The following is a 16,102-nucleotide window of genomic DNA, read 5'->3' on the forward strand; positions in this document are numbered from 1 at the left end:
CGGGGCGCCGCCGCAGCGACGCCCCGCCTGTCGTCATCGCGTCAGCGGGCACCCATCAGGTGCTCGGTGGCCAGCTGCTGCAGCCTCACGAAGCCGAAGCCCTTGCCGCCGAAGTACACCGACGGGTCGAAGTCCTCGTACGCCGAGCGGTCGGCGAGGAAGTCGTCGTACGACTCCCCCTCGCCGAGCGTGGGCACCGAGAGCTCGTCGACGCGAGCGGCGGCGAGCGCCTCCTGCACCTCGGGGTCGGCGCGGAAGGCCGCGGCGCGCTCCTTGAGCAGCAGATAGGTGCGCATGTTCGCAGCCGCCGAGTCCCAGACACCGTTCTCGTCCTCGGTGCGCGAGGGCTTGTAGTCGAAGTGGCGGGGGCCGTCGTAGGCGGGGACGCCGCCGGGGCCGCCGTTCTCCAGCAGGTCGACCAGCGCGAACGCGTTGTGCAGGTCGCCGTGACCGAAGACGAGGTCCTGGTCGTACTTGATGCCCCGCTGACCGTTGAGGTCGATGTGGTAGAGCTTGCCGTGGTACAGCGCCTGCGCGATGCCGGCGGCGAAGTTGAGCCCCGCCATCTGCTCGTGGCCGACCTCGGGGTTCAGCCCCACCAGCTCCGGGCGCTCGAGCGAGTCGATGAACGCCAGCGCGTGACCGAGCGTCGGCAGCAGGATGTCGCCGCGGGGCTCGTTCGGCTTGGGCTCGATGGCGAACCGGATGTCGTAGCCCTTGTCGGTGACGTAGTCGCCGAGCAGGTTGACGGCTTCGCGGTACCGCTCGAGGGCCGCACGGATGTCCTTGGCCGAGTCGTACTCGGCACCCTCGCGGCCACCCCACATGACGAACGTCTTCGCACCGAGCTCGGCACCGAGGTCGAGCTGGCGGAACACCTTGCGCAGGGCGAAGCGCCGCACGGCCCGGTCGTTGGACGTGAAGCCGCCGTCCTTGAACACCGGAGCGGAGAAGAGGTTGGTGGTGACCATCGGCACGATCAGGCCGGTATCGGCGAGGGCGCCCTTCAGGCGGTCGATCTGCGTCTGGCGCTCGGCATCGCTGGAGCCGAAGGCGAACAGGTCGTCGTCGTGGAAGGTGAGGCCGTACGCGCCGAGCTCGGCGAGCTTCTCCACGGCGTGCACGACGTCCAGCGCGGGGCGCGTGGGGCCGCCGAACGGGTCGGCGCCGTTGTAGCCGATCGTCCAGAGTCCGAACGAGAACTTGTCGTCGCGGGTGGGGGTGGGCATGACGCTCCTTCGTTGGTCGCGCTAAATGTTGTTAACGACAACGTATAGCAGAACGGATGCCGCGTCCAGTGCGACGGCGCACCACGCGCCACCCTGTCGGCGGCCACGTCCGGCACCCTTGACCGCAGACGACGGCACCCCTAGGTTAACGTTTACATTCCCACCGCGTCGAAGGAGACTGCGAAGTGAAGAAGACTCTGTCCCTGGTGAGCACCCTCCTCCTCGTCGGCGCGGCGCTCGTCGTCCCGAGCGCTGCCGCGGCCGATCCCGGCCCCACCGCCATCGACCTGCAGCCACAGAACACGCAGCAGACGATCGACGGATTCGGATACTCGGCGGCGTTCCAGCGGACGCATCGCCTGAACCTGCTGTCCGACGAGAAGAAGGCCGAGGCCGTCGAACTGCTGCTCGGAGACAGCGGCGTGGATCCGTCCATCCTGCGACTGGGCATCGGCGCGCAGACCCACGACACGTACGACGTGATGGTCTCCATCCAGCCGGAGGATCCAGGTGGCCCGGACGCGGCACCCGACTACCGGTGGGACGGCTACGACAACGGCCAGGTCTGGTTCGCGCAGGAGGCCGAGGCGGCCGGGGTCGAGTACATCTACGGCAACGCCTGGAGCGCCCCCGGCTACATGAAGACCAACGGCATCCCCACCGATGGCGGGGTCCTCTGCGGAGTCCCCGGCACCGACTGCGCGAGCGGGGACTGGCGGGCCGCCTACGCCGACTACCTCGTGGCCTGGGCGGACTTCTACAAGCAGGAGGGGGTGGAGATCGACGGCCTCGCCTTCACCAACGAGCCGGACTACACGACGTCGTACGAGGCGATGCGGCTGACACCGGCCCAGGCGGCCGACTTCACCAAGGTGCTCGGCCCTGTCGCCGATGCGGCCGGCTACGACGTGCTGTGCTGCGAGTCGTTCGGCTGGAACCAGGGGAAGAACTACCACAGCGCCCTGCTGGAGGACGCGGAGGCCTCCCGGTGGGTCGACGTCCTCACGGCGCACTCGTACGCGAGCCGGTCCGACACCGCGTTCGAGACCGACAAGTCGCTGTGGATGTCGGAGTGGGCCGCCTCGGTGGCCGGCCTGACCGAATTCAACGCCGACTGGGACGGGCCGACCGGCGCGGGGTCGGACGGCATCCGCATGGTCGACCACATGATGGACACACTCACCCGCGCCAACGCCACCGGCTATCTCTGGTGGCTGGGGGTGAGCCAGGGCGGGTCGGGGTCGCTCATGATCGTGGACGTCGAGAACGACACCTTCACCGTCGGCGCACGGCTGTACGGGATGGCGGCCTTCAGCCGCTTCATCCGCCCGGGCGCGACCCGCTTCGACGCGGTCCACGCCGTCGACGGCCTGAAGGTCGCCGCCTTCGACAACGCCGACGGCACGCGCGTCGTGCAGCTGCTCAACACCACCTCGTCTCCGGTGAGCACCGACATCGACCTGGCGACGCAGCCGCGCGCGTTCGTCAACAGCCAGGAGCACCGGCTGGAGGAGATGGAGGGCATCGCCACGACCGCCGACGGCACCACCGCGCTGGCCCTGCCGGCGCGGTCCCTGGTCACGCTGGTCGTCGATCCCGAGGCGCCTTCCGGCGACGGCATCCCGATCGAGGCGACCGTGCCCGAGGGGCAGGAGCCGGGCACGCTGGCACTGACGGTGGACGAGTACGGCGACCGCGTCGAGCTGAGCGAAGTCCGCAACGCCGGCACCAGCCTGCGGTTCGACGGCGCGCTCCCCACGGTCACCGTCACCGATTCCCGCACCGACGCGCAGGCGGACGGCGGCGGCTGGCAGGTCACCGGCCAGGTAGGGGACTTCACCGCCGACGAAGCCACCGTGGCGTCGTCGCACCTGGGCTGGACGCCGCGCGTGGTCACCCCCAGACCGGGCGTGGCCGCGGGCGGCACCGTGGCGACCGCCCCGCAGGGCGGCCCCGGGCTCTCCTCCCCCGCGAGGCTGGCCGGCGCCGACTCCGACGGGCGGGCGGGGTCGACGGCGCTGACGGCGGGCCTGCGCCTGGACCTGCCGGTGGAGACGCCTTCGGGCACCTACCGGGCGACCATGACGCTGTCGCTGTTCCCCGTCGACTGATCGGCCCGGGCGAGGGTGCGGCCGGGCCGCTCCCTCGCCCTCCCGTCACTGCGCGGCGACGGCCGCGGTGGAGTCGCGCACGACGAGCCGCGGCGACAGCTCGCGGTGCGCGCCGGCTTCGTCGCGGGGGCCGTCCACGTGCTCGAGCAGCAGACCGACGGCTTCTTCTCCGAACGCCCGCAGATCCGCGCCGACGCTGGTCAGCCGCGGCGACGACAGCTCGGCGACGAAGGTGTTGTCGAAGCCGACGAGGCTGACGTCCTCGGGCACCCGCAGGCGACGCTCCGACCACTGGGCGAGCAGACCCAGCGCCACCAGGTCGTTGTACGCGATCACGGCAGTCGGCGCCTCGGCGAGCGCCGCCTCGGCGGCCGCGCGCCCTCCGTCGGCGTCGGCGGCGAAGCTGCCCACCTCCAGCAGTGTCACTCCGGCATCCTGCGCCGCCTGCCGCACGCCCTGCACGCGTCGCTGCTGCGACCACGAGCTCACGGGACCGCCGACGTACGCGATGCGGCGGTGCCCCAGGCCGCTCAGGTGGCCGATGGCCGCCGCGCCACCCGCCCGCTCGTCGATGGTGACGGTGGGCACAGGCAGACCGGCGGCGGTGAGGTCGCGGTTGATGAGCACGCAGCGGATGCCGTCGACGGCCTCGGCCAGGCGGGCATCGGGAAGCCGCGACGACGCGAGGATGATGCCGTCGATCTGCGGCCGCAGCGCCGCGATCTCCTCCGCCTCGACGTCGGCCTGCTCGGTGGTGTCCACCACGACGAGGCCGTAGCCGCGCGACCGGGCGATGGCCTGTGCCCCCTTGGTGAGGGAGGAGAAGTAGGGGTTCTCGATGTCGGGCACCACCAGGGCGATGACCCCGGTGCGGCCGCGGCGCAGACTGGCGGCGGCGCGGTTGGGCCGGTAGCCGAGATCGCTGACTGCGGCGAGCACGCGCTCGCGGGTGTCGGCCGAGACCCGGTGCGGCTCGCGCAGGGTGCGCGACACCGTCGCGATCGAGACGCCGGATCGGGCGGCGACGTCGTGTACGGTCACCAATTCTCTGAGCCACCTCGTGTCGATCCAGCCGAAGCGCCCGGTCCCCGCCGGGCGCTATGGACACTTTCGCATAACAGCTACGATAATAACGTTTACATAGCGAGGGAGTGCACCAATGACGGTGACGAGCACGATCGGTGTCGACCAACGCCCCTGGACCCTGCACGCCGACCGCGCGCTGCCGGCCGAGCCGGAGGTGCGCGCCGTGGCGCGGCGCATCCTGGGCGAGACGAGCGCGCTGCCGATCGTCTCGATGCACGGCCACGTCGACGCCGCCCTGCTCGCCGACGACGAGGCTTTCCCCGACCCCGCGCGGCTGCTGGTGACGCCCGACCACTACCTCGTGCGCATGCTGGTGTCCCAAGCGACCTCCCCGGGACCGGTGCGCGATGCGGGCGTGCGCAGTGTCGCCGACCTCGGCGTCGGCGACGACGGCGAGCGCGACCCGCGCGTCATCTGGCGCCGGTTCTGCGCGGGGTGGAGCGCGCTGAGGGGCACCCCGACGCGGTTCTGGCTCGAGCACGTGCTCGCCGAGGTGTTCCACGCCCCGGCGTCGCCGTCGCCGGAGACCGCCGACGCGCTGTTCGACCACCTCGCCGACCGTCTCGCCGAGCCCGCCTTCCGCCCGCGCGCCCTCTTCGAGCGGTTCGGCATCGAGCTGCTCGCCACCACCGACTCCGCCGTCTCGACGCTCGACGCGCACCGCCGGCTCGGCGAGCAGGGGTGGGGCGAGCGGGTCATCCCGACCTTCCGCCCGGACCCGCTGTTCGAGATCGCCCGCCCCGGCTGGCCCGCCCTGCTCGACGAGCTGAGCGCGGTCAGCGGCATCGACGCGCATGACTACGACGGCTTCCTGCTGGCGCTGCGCGAGCGCCGGCGCGCCTTCATCCGCGCCGGCGCCCGCGCCTCGGATCACGGGCATCTGCGCGCCGACACCACCCCTCTGCCCGCCGCCGAGGCGCGCATCCTCTTCGACGTCGCCCGCCGGGGGCACTCCGACCCCGCCGCTGCGGCCGCCTTCACGGCGCACATGCTCTTCCAGACCGCCGAGATGGCCGCCGACGACGGTCTCGTGATGCAGCTGCATCCCGGTGTCGTGCGCGACCACGACCGCGGCGTCGCGGCGCGCTACGGCTCCGACATCGGCTACGACATCCCGGTCGCGACAGAGTTCACGCGCGCGCTGCGGCCGTTGCTCGAGGCCTTCGGGCACCATCCCGGCTTCCGCATGATCGTGTTCACGGTCGACGAGACGGTCTACTCCCGCGAGCTGGCGCCGCTCGCCGGGGTGTACCCCGCCCTGCGTCTCGGGGCGCCCTGGTGGTTCCTGGACACCCCCGACGCCATCCGGCGGTTCCGCGAGGCGACCACCGACACCGCGGGACTGCGCAACACGAGCGGATTCGTCGACGACACCCGGGCGTTCTGCTCGATCCCGGCACGGCACGACCTGTCCCGACGGGCGGATGCCGGCTTCCTCGCGCGCCTGGTGGCCGAGCACCGGCTCGAGTTCGACGAGGCACTCGAGACCGCGGTCGACCTGGCCTACCGGCTGCCGCAGGAGAGCTACCCCCGCCCCGCGGCGGTCTCGGCATGACCGCCGCCGTGACGATCCGACTCGTCGAGGTGCTCGTGGCCAGCCCCTCGCGCAACTTCGTCACCCTGCGCATCACGACCGATGACGGGCTGATCGGCCTCGGCGACGCCACGCTCAACGGCCGGGAGCTCGCCGTGGCGTCGTACCTGCGCGACCACGTCGCGCCGCTGCTGGTCGGCATCGACGCCTCGCGCATCGAGGACACCTGGCAGCTGCTGTACCGCTCCGCGTACTGGCGCCGCGGCCCGGTGACGATGTCGGCGATCGCGGCGGTCGACATGGCCCTGTGGGACATCGCCGCCCGCCGGGCGGGGGTGCCGCTGTACCAGCTGCTCGGCGGCGCGTCGCGCGACGGCGTGCTCGTGTACGCGCACGCCTCCGGGGGCGATCTCGAGCAGCTGGGCGACTCCGTACGCGGCCGCCTGGCGGAGGGCTACCGGGCCGTGCGGCTGCAGGTGGCCGTGCCCGGCATGGGGGCGATGTACGGCGTCGGCGGCGCAGCCGCCCCCGGGCGCTACGCATACGAGCCGGCCAAGCGGGCCGGAATCAGCGTCGAGGAGGGCTGGGATTCCGCCCGTTACCTGCGGTTCCTCCCCGGCGTGTTCGCCTGGGCGAGGGAGCAGTTCGGCGACGAGCTCATGCTGCTGCACGATGCGCACCACCGGCTGACCCCGATCCAGGCTGCGCGCCTGGGCCGGGACCTCGAGCCCTACGACCTGTTCTGGCTGGAGGACTGCACTCCGGCCGAGAACCCCGAGGCACTGCGCCTCGTGCGCCGCAGCACCGTCACCCCTCTGGCGATCGGCGAGGTGATGAACTCCCTCGAGGACCTGCGGGTGCTCATCCAGGAGCAGCTGATCGACTACGTGCGAGCGTCGGTCACGCACACCGGCGGCATCACGGGCCTGCGCCGCGTCTTCGACTTCGCCGCCCAGTACCAGATCAGGTCCGGCAGTCACGGGCCGACCGACATCTCCCCCGTGGGGATGGCCGCGGCGCTTCACCTGGACCTCGCGATCCACAACTTCGGCATCCAGGAGTACATGCAGCACCAGCCGCTGGCCGGCGAGGTGTTCCGCACCTCCTACCGGTTCGCGCACGGCTCGCTGCACCCCGGCGACGCACCGGGGCTGGGCGTGGGGTACGACGACGATGCCGCTGAGCATTTCCCCTACGCGCCGGCGTACCTTCCGGCAGCACGGCTGGTCGACGGAACCGTGCACGATTGGTGACCTGGATGAAGGAGACGGCGATGACGAGAGTCCACCCGATGTGGCTGACGCAGCAGACGCCGCTGCGCGGACGCACCCTGCACCTGGCGGGCGAGCACCGACTGCTCGATTCGGTGCGGGCGGATGCCACCGCTCACGGGCTGCGCCCCGTCGACACCGATGAGGCGGAGATCGCCTTCGTCCCCGCATCGGCTGCCGCGGGCCGGTACGGCTTCGACGACGACATCGCCGACCTCGGGCACGAGGGCTTCGCGATCTCGCGCCTCGACCCCGAGCGCATCGTGGTGGCCTGCGGCGGCGGGGCTGGGGCGCTCTACGGCTGGTTCCAGCTGCTGCGCGACGCGGTCGCCCCCGGCGATCCCGCCGTGGTGGCACGGCACGAGCCCGAGCGGGAGCTGCGGATGCTCGACCACTGGGACAACGTCGCGGTGCATCCGGTGATGGGCCAGGTCGAGCGCGGCTACGCCGGCGGGTCGATCTTCTTCGCCGACGGCCGGGTGCGCGAGGACCTCTCCCGCGTGGAGCGGTACGGCCGGCTGCTCGCATCGATCGGCATCAACCGCGTCGCGATCAACAACGTCAACGTGCACGCCCGCGAGGCGCGGCTGCTCACCGACGGCCTGCCCGACGTGGCTCGCATCGCGGCGGCGCTGCGACCGTGGGGCATCCGCGTGCACCTGTCGGTCAGCTTCGCGGCGCCCATGACGCTCTCCGGCATGCCCTGTGCCGACCCGCTCGATCCCGCCGTGCAGCAGTGGTGGGCGGCGGCTGCGGCCGAGGTGTACGGCGCGATCCCGGATTTCGGCGGATTCGTCGTCAAGGCCGACTCGGAGGGCCAGCCCGGTCCGTTCGCGTACGGCCGTGACCACGCCGACGGGGCCAACATGCTCGCCCGCGCTCTGGCCCCGCACGGCGGACTCGTGCACTGGCGCGCCTTCGTGTACGACCACCGGCAGGACTGGCGCGACCGCAAGACCGACCGCGCCCGCGCCGCGCACGACCATTTCGCCCCGCTGGACGGCAGGTTCGACGACAACGTGCTGCTGCAGGTGAAGTACGGACCGCTGGATTTCCAGACGCGCGAGCCGGTGTCCCCCGTCATTCCGGCGATGCGGCAGACCCGGGTGACCCTCGAGCTGCAGATCACGCAGGAGTACACCGGCCATCAGCGCCATGCGGTGTACCTGGCCCCGCAATGGCGGGAGATCCTCGACTTCGCCCCCTTCGGCGACGACGGGCCGCGCATCGCGCAGCTGGCCCGGGGCGGCATGGCCGCCGTCGCCAACGTCGGTGACGACGCGTACTGGACCGGTCATCCGCTCGCCCAGGCGAATCTCTACGCCTATGGCCGCCTGGCATGGGACTCGACGCTGACGGCCGAGGGCATCCTCGACGAGTGGATCGCCCTGACCTTCGGCGACGACGCGGCGGTGCGCCGCGGCATCCACGACGTGCTCGACGAGTCGTGGCTCACCTACGAGGCGCACACCGCTCCACTGGGGGTCTGCTTCATGGTCAACCCGCAGGGCCACTACGGCCCGTCCGTCGACGGCTACGAGTACTCGCCCTGGGGCACATACCACTTCGCCGACCGCGACGGGATCGGCGTGGACCGCACCGTGGCGACCGGCACCGGCTTCGCCGGCCAATACCCCGAGCCGTGGGCGAGCAGGTATGAGTCTCTCGAGACGGTGCCCGACGAGCTGGTGCTCTTCTTCCACCACGTGCCGTACACGCACCGGCTGCGCAGCGGCCGCACGGTGATCCAGCACATCTACGACACCCACTTCGATGGCGTCGAGCGGGTCGAGCGGGTGGTGGAGCGGTGGCGCGGGCTCGCCGGCGCCGTCGACGACGATCTGCACGCGCGGGTGAGCGAGCGCATGGCCGAGCAGCTGCGTTCCGCTGTGGAGTGGCGCGATCAGATCAACACGTACTTCCTGCGCAAGTCCGGCATCCCCGACGAAGCCGGACGCACGGTCCACTGAGCACGCGAAAGGGGGTGGATGCCTTCGGGCCGGCATCCACCCCCTTCTGCGTCCCCCGGTGTCAGTCCACCGGGAACAGCGACACCGTGAGGGTGCCGCGGTAGGTGCCCGGAGCCGTGCCGACGGGCACGTCGAGCACCAGGCCGGCGCTGAGCTGCGTCGACCCGTACCGGCCGTCGCTGCTCGCGGAGGCCAGACGCTGCGCGGTGGCCAGGCCCGGCCCGTCGCTCAGCGCGGTCGCCACCCATGCACCGGCGGTGACGCCGGGGCGGGGGGTGAGCACCTTGGGCGTCCAGCCGAGGTGATCGGCGGTCAGCGTGCGCTCACCGGAGACGAGCGAGGTCGACTGGCCGGAGGTCGACCACCCGCCGTCGCGCGCCTGCTCGTCGTTGCGGGAGTCGGTGACGGTGACCGTCGGCAGCTGTCCGGTGAACCGCAGCCGGTCGCCGGCGTTGCGCGCCTCCTCGAGCGTGACCGCGTCGCCGTGGTCGGCGACCGTCAGCGTGAGGGTGCCGGGCTCGGTGGCCTCGGGCACGGTGGCCTCGACCACGATCCCGTCGCCGTCGGCCGCATCGCGGTCGTACCAGCCCTGCGGGTCGGACACCGCCCACATCGCCAGCTTCTCCGACCAGTCTCCGTTGAGCAGCAACGGGTTGTGCGTCGCACGCCAGCTGCGCTGGTCGTTCAGGCCCCAGAAGGTGACCCGGTCGATCGCGTCGGCGTACTTCGTGTACACGGAGAAGTACTCCGCGAACCGCTGGGCCTGGATCTCCTCGAGCTCGGCACGGTGCGAGATCTTGTCGACCCAGTAGGTGAACTCACCCCGCGAGATGCGCTCGCGCACCTCGGGGTCGTTCAGATCCCGGTAGTTCGCCGCGTTCGACGTCTCGGGCTCCGCGTTCCAGGCCTCCCACACGAACAGGTCGAGTTCGCTGATCGCGACCCGCAGCCCGGCGTCGATGATCTGCTGGATCGTGGCCTCCACCGATGCCGCGTTCGAGCAGGCGCCCGCCTGCCAGGCCTCGGCATCCTCGTCGACGAGTCCGCCCAGCTGGGTGCGGTCTGCGCAGGCGAAGGCCGGCGTCTGGCTGATGTAGTTGTGCGACTGCATGCCGATCGTCTCGATCAGCAGGCGGGGGTCCTCGGGGTGCTCGGCGGCATACCGGGCGTTGAGGTCCTTCGCCATGGCGATCGCGGCGCGACCCTTGCCGGCCGACTGGAACATGTTGAAGTCGTTGTACTGCAGGTTGACCTCGGGGCCGTACTGGCGCGCGAACACGAACGCGTCGTAGATGAAGTCGCCGGGGGTCTCCCCCGCGTCGGCGTCGGCACCCTCGGCGTAGACCTTGTACCAGTTCGACTGACCGCCGTTCGGGCCGCCGCGCAGGAAGTCCTGCCAGCTCTGGGTGGCCGGGTCGAAGGAGTCCAGCCCGTCGACGAACGCCTCGTTGACGACATCCCACGTGGGAACCCGACCACTGAAGTGCGTGAGCACCTCCTCGATGTAGCGGCGCATGTTCTCGCGCGCCAGTTCGCGGGTGCCTCCCGTGGTGCCGGAGTTCAGCTTGGGCGGCGACTGACCGTGCCACACCAGCACGTGGCCGTGCACGGTGGATCCGCGGGCGATGGTCTCATCGACGAACTGATCGGCCTGACCGAAGTTGAACGTGAAGGCGCCGGTGGTGTCGTCGATGTTGGCGTTGGGCAGCAGCGACTCCGGCTTCATGGCGTTCTCGGCCGTGATCACCTCGAAGTCGCGCTCCATCCGCGCGGATGCCGGCGACCCGGCCTCGTAGGTCTGGGGGCCGGACCAGATGTTGCCCATCTGGAACAGACCGTCGTACACCTCCTTCAACGGACGCGCCTGCGGCCGGAACGACGTGTCGATGACGACGTCGGATGCCGGCATGGTGAACGTGTCCAGACGCGCGCGGAGCCAGTCGAGCTGCTCCGACGTCCAGCCACCCCAGACGTTGCCGTCGGCGGGCGTGGCGCCGAGCTGCACCGTCTCGCCCGGGGCATAGGTGCCGGCGCCCGTGGTCTCCCCGCCGCCGGTGGCGCGGATCTCCACGTCGTACGTCTCGGCTGCCTGCGCCGGCGTGACGAGCCCGGTCAGCGCCAGCGCGAGCGCGGCCGCCGCAGCGACGCCTCCCGCTGAGCGTCGCCTGCCGCCGTCGCCTGCGCGAGCACGGAATGGTGAATGTTGCATCGTGCGACCTCTTCCTTGAGTCCCGATGTGCGAGGCGTCACCCCGCGAGGTCGTCCGAACGTAACCAGCGCCCGCCGAGTCGTCAAACGTTTTCGACAACGTTTACCGACAGGTTGACGGCTGCGGGGGGCGCGCGTACGCTCGCTCTTCCGGCTGCTGTCCGCGTCGCGCTGGGTCAGGGAGCGACGAAGCGCTCGCGCACGTCGGCGATGACACGGCGCTCGGTCGCCAGCGCGAAGGCGGCGAACGCGGATGCGAGCGCGGCCAGCACGACGTCCGAGGCGAACGCGACCACCGCCGTCGCCAGCACCAGGCACGACAGCACCCCGAGCGTCGCCAGGGGCTTCGCCGCGATGTAGAACAGCCCGAGCCGCGCGACGTCGCGTGCGCGGAAGCGGAACAGCGACGCGATCACCAGGGCGTGGAAGGCCCACACCGCGACGAGCACGAGGAAGACCACCGCGGCACCGACGAAGAAGCCGTCGACGTCGGCCGCTGCGCCGAACGCGATCGTCGTGGCCAGCACCGTGGCGGCAGCCAGCGCGGGCACCCACACCCACAGCACGTCCACGACGTTGCGGGCGTACGCGCGCCAGTACCGCGGCCACACCGACAGGTCCTCGGCGCGTGTGCGGCTCTCGAGCGTCGCCATGGCCGCCGAGAACGCCGGCGCCACCGGCAGCAGGCACAGGGCGTAGAGCGGGATGTTGCTGGCCGCGCGCTCCAGCAGCAGGATGCCGGCGAAGCCCGGCAGCGCGGCCAGCAGGAAGCAGCCCTCGACGACGAGCAGCCAGTAGAGCGCGCCGGTCGCGGCCGCCAGGGCGCTGCGGCGCGGGTCGGGGGAAGCGGCAGGGGTGCTCATCGCCTCCATCCTGCCCGGCCGGCCGGCCATCACGACACCGCGATGACGGCGACGTCGGTCGCCGCCAGGTCGAGGTCGTCGCCCACGGCGATGTGTCGGCCGGTCAGCAGGTCGGTGCCGGCGAAGGGCGACGACACGCGCACCGGTCCGGCGCGGTGGTTCAGCACGAACTCGTACCTCGCCCCGTCGACGGTGCGGGTCGTGTGCTCGAGGTCGGCGACGTCAGCGAACGGGCCGAGCGCCTGCTGCTCGGCCAGCACCCGGCGCACGACCCAGTCGACGCCGGCCTGGTCGAGGACGGCGCCGACGTACCAGGCGCTTCCCCGGCCATGGGCGTTGCGCGTGACCGCGGGCGTGCCGGCGTAGAAGTCCTCCGTGTACCGGCCCACCACCTCTGCGCCCTGCGGCATGACGAGGTCGAACACCAGCCGTGCCTGCGCCGTGGCCTGCTCCTGACCGGGCAGGGAGAGCACCACGGGGTTCGCCGCATCGGGGGGCAGGGAGTCCGTCTCGTCCACGCGCACGCCGAACGTGGCGGCGAAGGGCCCGGGCACGTCGGCCAGGAAGGCGTTGTCGTCCTCGTCGACACGGCCCGACATCACCGTGGTCAGCACGGTGCCGCCTCGACGGGCGACGTCGTCGACGCGTGCGGCGATGTCGCCCTTCAGCAGGTGCAGGAAGGGTGCGACCACCACGTCGTAGCGGGACAGGTCCGCACCCACGCCGACGACGTCCACGATCGCCCCGGCCTGCCACAGCGCCTCGTGGTACGACACCAGCTGCTTCTCGTACTTCACCGCGCGGCTGTAGCCGTCGGACATCTCCAGCGCCCACCACGAGTCCCAGTCGAACAGCACCGCCACACGCGCCGGGGTGCGGGCGTTCTGCAGCCGGTCCCCCACCCGGCGCAGCTCGGCGCCGAGCCCGGCGACCTCGCGGAAGGCGCGGGTGTCGGTGCGCCCGGCGTGGTTCAGCACGGCGCCGTGATACTTCTCCGATGCCCCGCGGCTGTGGCGCATCTGGAAGAACAGCACCGAATCGGCGCCGTGCGCGACGGCCTGCCACGACCACAGGCGCATGACGCCGGGGCGCTTGACGGGGTTGTGGTCGCGCGTCGCCGTCATCGTGGGCGTCTGCTCCATGAGCCAGAAGGGCTGACCGTCCTTGAGCCCCCGCATGAGCGCGTGGCTGAGCGCCATGCGCGAGACCGGCGAGCCGTCGGTGGGGTAGTTGTCCCACGAGGCGAAATCGAGGTGCGGAGCCCAGCGGTGGTAATCCAGCTGGCGGTAGATGGCCATCATGTTGGTCGTGACCGGCAGCGGCGAGTGGGCGCGGATGGCGTCCTTCTCCTCGCGGAACGTGCGCAGCAGGTTGTCGGTGTTGAACCGCAGGTAGTCCAGGGTGACACCCTGGAACGCGGTGTGGTCGGGCCCGCGCCAGTGCTCCGACAGCGCATTGGGCGGCACGACCTGATCCCAGTCGCTGAAGCGGTGCGACCAGAACGTCGTGTTCCAGGCGTCGTTGAGGCGCTCCAGCGACCCGTGGCGATCGCGCAGCCACTGCCGGAACTCCACCGCGCACAGGTCGCAGTAGCAGACGCCGCCGTACTCGTTGTTGATGTGCCAGGCGACGACCGCCGGGTGGTCGGCGAAGCGCTCGGCGATGCGGCCGGCGACGGCCGCCGCGAGCCGGCGATAGGCGGGCGAGGAGGGGCACGCGTTGTGCCGCACCCCGTACACATGGCGCCTGCCCTCGAAATCGGTGCGGCAGACATCGGGATGCCGGTGCGCGAGCCACGGCGGCACCGCGGCGGTCCCGGTGGCCAGGCACACCCGGCGGCCTTCGGCGTGCGCGCGGTCGAGGATGCGCGTGAGGGTCGAGAAGTCGTAGGTGTCCTCATCGGGCTGCGTGAGCGCCCAGGTGAAGACGCCGACCGTCAGCAGGTCGATCCCCGCGAGGTCGAACGCCCGATAGTCGGCATCCCACACCTGCTCGGCCCACTGCTCGGGGGTGTAGTCGCCCCCGTAGGGGATGCCGGCGACAGCGGGCAGGGTCATGCCGGGCTCCTTCAGGCGCCGGGTCGCAGACGGCCCCGCGCCGTCGAGGGCGCGGGGCCGTCTGCGGGTGGATCAGTTGGCGTCGGCGTACCGCTGCTGGGCGCCGTTGACGAGTTCGAGGTACTGCGGCATGTTCATGCCCTCGAGCTCGGCGACGTAGGAGTCCCACTCGTCCAGCGAGCGCTGCCCGAGGATGAACGCGGCGGTGTTCTGCCACACGTGGTCCTTCAGCGCCGACTGGTACAGCGAGACCTGCTCGCGCTCGACCTCGCTCAGCGGGGCGGGCGGGGGCAGCTCCAGCACCTCCTTGGTCGACATCGCCTCGACGAAGTCGATGACCTCGGGGCGCAGCATCGAACGGTCCAGTTCCACCGTCGAGCCGTGCACGAGCGTCCAGACGCCGTTGGAGAAGCCGTAGTCGGCCTGCAGGTTCTCGGGCGCCTCGGGGTTCAGACCCATGGCGGTGATGTTCTCGGCGAGCACCCGCGTGCCGTCGGCATCCTTCGTGTAGGTCTCGCCCTCGACGCCCCACTTGGCGAACTCGAGGCCCTCGTCGGAGTAGTACAGCCAGTCGAGGAACTGCAGCATGGCGAGGAAGTTCTCGCTCTCGGCCGCCTTGGCCGACAGCATGAAGCCGCCGACCGTGCGCTGCCCGGCCTGGAAGTTGTCACCGGCGGGGCCGGCCGGCACCCGGATCTGCGTCATCTCCACATCGCTGCCGAGCTCGTCGACCGTTGTGCGGTACCGCACGATCTCCTGGTCGTTCGTGGCGATCGACATGGCGTTGCCCGAGGCGAACTTCTGCACCGCCTGGTCGTCGTCCTGCGTGACCGCCTCGGGGTCCAGCAGACCCTCTTCGACCAGCGATGCGTAGAACTCGATGAGATCGCGGTACTCGTCGCTCGCCCCGGTGTAGACGAACTCGTCGCCGTTCCAGGTGAGACCCTCGCCGAAGCCCCAGCCGGCGGACGTGCCGAAGTTGGGCGAGACGAACGACAGCGTCGCCTCGAGCGGACCGTTGGCCGACCACCGGTCGGTCATGGGGTACACGTCCGGGTACGCCTCCTTGACGGTGCGCAGCTGGTCGCGCAGCTCATCGAAGGTCGCGGGCTCCAGGCTGAGGCCCAGCTCCTCCCAGACGTCCGAGCGCACGGCGAACGAATACTCGGCGCGCGGCTCCTCACGGAACCCGGGGAAGACGTAGTACTTGCCGTCCTCCTGGCGCATCTGGTCGAGGTCGGGCTCGAGGTCCCACTTCTCGACCTTGTCCATGTAGTGGGGCATGTACTGCACGAAGTCGCTGGCGGGCAGGATCGCACCGCCCGAGACGAACGCGACCTCCTGACCCGGGTAGGTCACCGAGATGATCTCGGGGGCGTCGCCCGCGCCAATCACGAGCGACTTGCGCTGGTCCCACTCCGACAGCGGCGCGCTGACCATGTCGAACGTGACGCTCTGCTTCTCCTCCAGCTCCTGGAGGATCAGCCAGTCCTCCTTGAGCGGGTAGTTCGGGTGGTCGCGGTAGAAGAGCCCGAACTCGACCGGCTCGGTGGCCGAGAAGGTGTCGCCCACGCCGTAGTCCGACATGGCGCCGACGTCCTTACCGGTGAAGTCGAAGTCGCCCTCGCTGTCGCCGGACCCGCCGCCGCCACCGGCGTCGCATCCGCTCAGGACGAGCGCGCTCGCGGCGATCACCACTCCCGCGTAGAGGGCGCCGCGTCGCACGGGGCGCCGCGTGGCCTCTCGGATCTGCTGTGTCATGGTCTTCCCTTT

Annotated in this window: 10 protein-coding genes; 4 read left to right on the top strand and 6 right to left on the bottom strand. The window is 71.0% G+C overall.

All coding sequences use genetic code 11. The features are described 5' to 3' along the window. Positions 1–41: 41 nt before the first annotated feature. Positions 42–1,229, bottom strand: coding sequence for a xylose isomerase (xylA, locus tag QNO26_RS13170; RefSeq protein WP_257533658.1), 1,188 nt, complete (start codon positions 1,227–1,229; stop codon positions 42–44). Positions 1,230–1,414: 185 nt separating this feature from the next. Between xylA and QNO26_RS13175 the strand changes: the two genes are divergently transcribed. Then, entirely contained in the window at positions 1,415–3,340 is a 1,926-nt protein-coding gene (locus QNO26_RS13175; protein ID WP_257638668.1) for a glycoside hydrolase family 30 protein, read from the top strand. Between the two features lie 45 nt (positions 3,341–3,385). Here the strand turns inward: QNO26_RS13175 and QNO26_RS13180 are convergent, their stop codons facing one another. Next, positions 3,386–4,381, bottom strand: a complete 996-nt coding sequence (locus tag QNO26_RS13180) for a LacI family DNA-binding transcriptional regulator (RefSeq protein WP_257533660.1) — start codon at positions 4,379–4,381, stop codon at positions 3,386–3,388. A gap of 118 nt (positions 4,382–4,499) precedes the next feature. Between QNO26_RS13180 and uxaC the strand changes: the two genes are divergently transcribed. From uxaC to QNO26_RS13195, 3 genes are read left to right on the top strand one after another with little or no spacing between them, the layout of a single operon-like run. Continuing rightward, the gene (uxaC, locus tag QNO26_RS13185; RefSeq protein WP_257533661.1) at positions 4,500–5,981 is read left to right on the top strand and encodes a glucuronate isomerase; all 1,482 of its coding nucleotides are present in this window, start codon (positions 4,500–4,502) and stop codon (positions 5,979–5,981) included. A gap of 8 nt (positions 5,982–5,989) precedes the next feature. Beyond that, positions 5,990–7,213, top strand: a complete 1,224-nt coding sequence (gene manD / locus QNO26_RS13190) for a D-mannonate dehydratase ManD (RefSeq protein ID WP_374679394.1) — start codon at positions 5,990–5,992, stop codon at positions 7,211–7,213. Between the two features lie 20 nt (positions 7,214–7,233). After that, complete coding sequence (locus QNO26_RS13195) at positions 7,234–9,201, top strand: alpha-glucuronidase (protein ID WP_257533663.1); 1,968 nt, start codon at positions 7,234–7,236, stop codon at positions 9,199–9,201. A 61-nt stretch (positions 9,202–9,262) separates the two neighbouring features. Here the strand turns inward: QNO26_RS13195 and QNO26_RS13200 are convergent, their stop codons facing one another. From QNO26_RS13200 to QNO26_RS13215, 4 genes are all read right to left on the bottom strand, one after another. Beyond that, on the bottom strand, positions 9,263–11,410 hold the full coding sequence (locus QNO26_RS13200; RefSeq protein WP_257533664.1) for an endo-1,4-beta-xylanase: 2,148 nt from the start codon (positions 11,408–11,410) through the stop codon (positions 9,263–9,265). 175 nt (positions 11,411–11,585) lie between these two features. Beyond that, the gene (locus tag QNO26_RS13205) at positions 11,586–12,272 is read right to left on the bottom strand and encodes a DUF624 domain-containing protein (protein WP_257533665.1); all 687 of its coding nucleotides are present in this window, start codon (positions 12,270–12,272) and stop codon (positions 11,586–11,588) included. Positions 12,273–12,301: 29 nt separating this feature from the next. Next, positions 12,302–14,329: a beta-galactosidase gene (locus QNO26_RS13210; protein ID WP_257638667.1), complete on the bottom strand. Its 2,028-nt coding sequence runs from the start codon at positions 14,327–14,329 to the stop codon at positions 12,302–12,304. 72 nt (positions 14,330–14,401) lie between these two features. Further along, positions 14,402–16,090, bottom strand: coding sequence for an ABC transporter substrate-binding protein (locus QNO26_RS13215; RefSeq protein ID WP_257638666.1), 1,689 nt, complete (start codon positions 16,088–16,090; stop codon positions 14,402–14,404). Positions 16,091–16,102: the final 12 nt, after the last annotated feature.

This window comes from Microbacterium sp. zg-Y1090 (genome assembly GCF_030246945.1).
Taxonomy (GTDB): domain Bacteria; phylum Actinomycetota; class Actinomycetes; order Actinomycetales; family Microbacteriaceae; genus Microbacterium; species Microbacterium wangruii.

Bases quoted from the DNA above. Each gene is read 5' to 3' on its own strand.
- xylA (WP_257533658.1), bottom strand. From the start codon at position 1,229: ATGCCCACCCCCACCCGCGACGACAAGTTCTCGTTCGGACTCTGGACG.
- uxaC (WP_257533661.1), top strand. From the start codon at position 4,500: ATGACGGTGACGAGCACGATCGGTGTCGACCAACGCCCCTGGACCCTG.
- QNO26_RS13195 (WP_257533663.1), top strand. From the start codon at position 7,234: ATGACGAGAGTCCACCCGATGTGGCTGACGCAGCAGACGCCGCTGCGC.
- QNO26_RS13200 (WP_257533664.1), bottom strand. From the start codon at position 11,410: ATGCAACATTCACCATTCCGTGCTCGCGCAGGCGACGGCGGCAGGCGA.
- QNO26_RS13205 (WP_257533665.1), bottom strand. From the start codon at position 12,272: ATGAGCACCCCTGCCGCTTCCCCCGACCCGCGCCGCAGCGCCCTGGCG.
- QNO26_RS13210 (WP_257638667.1), bottom strand. From the start codon at position 14,329: ATGACCCTGCCCGCTGTCGCCGGCATCCCCTACGGGGGCGACTACACC.
- QNO26_RS13215 (WP_257638666.1), bottom strand. From the start codon at position 16,090: ATGACACAGCAGATCCGAGAGGCCACGCGGCGCCCCGTGCGACGCGGC.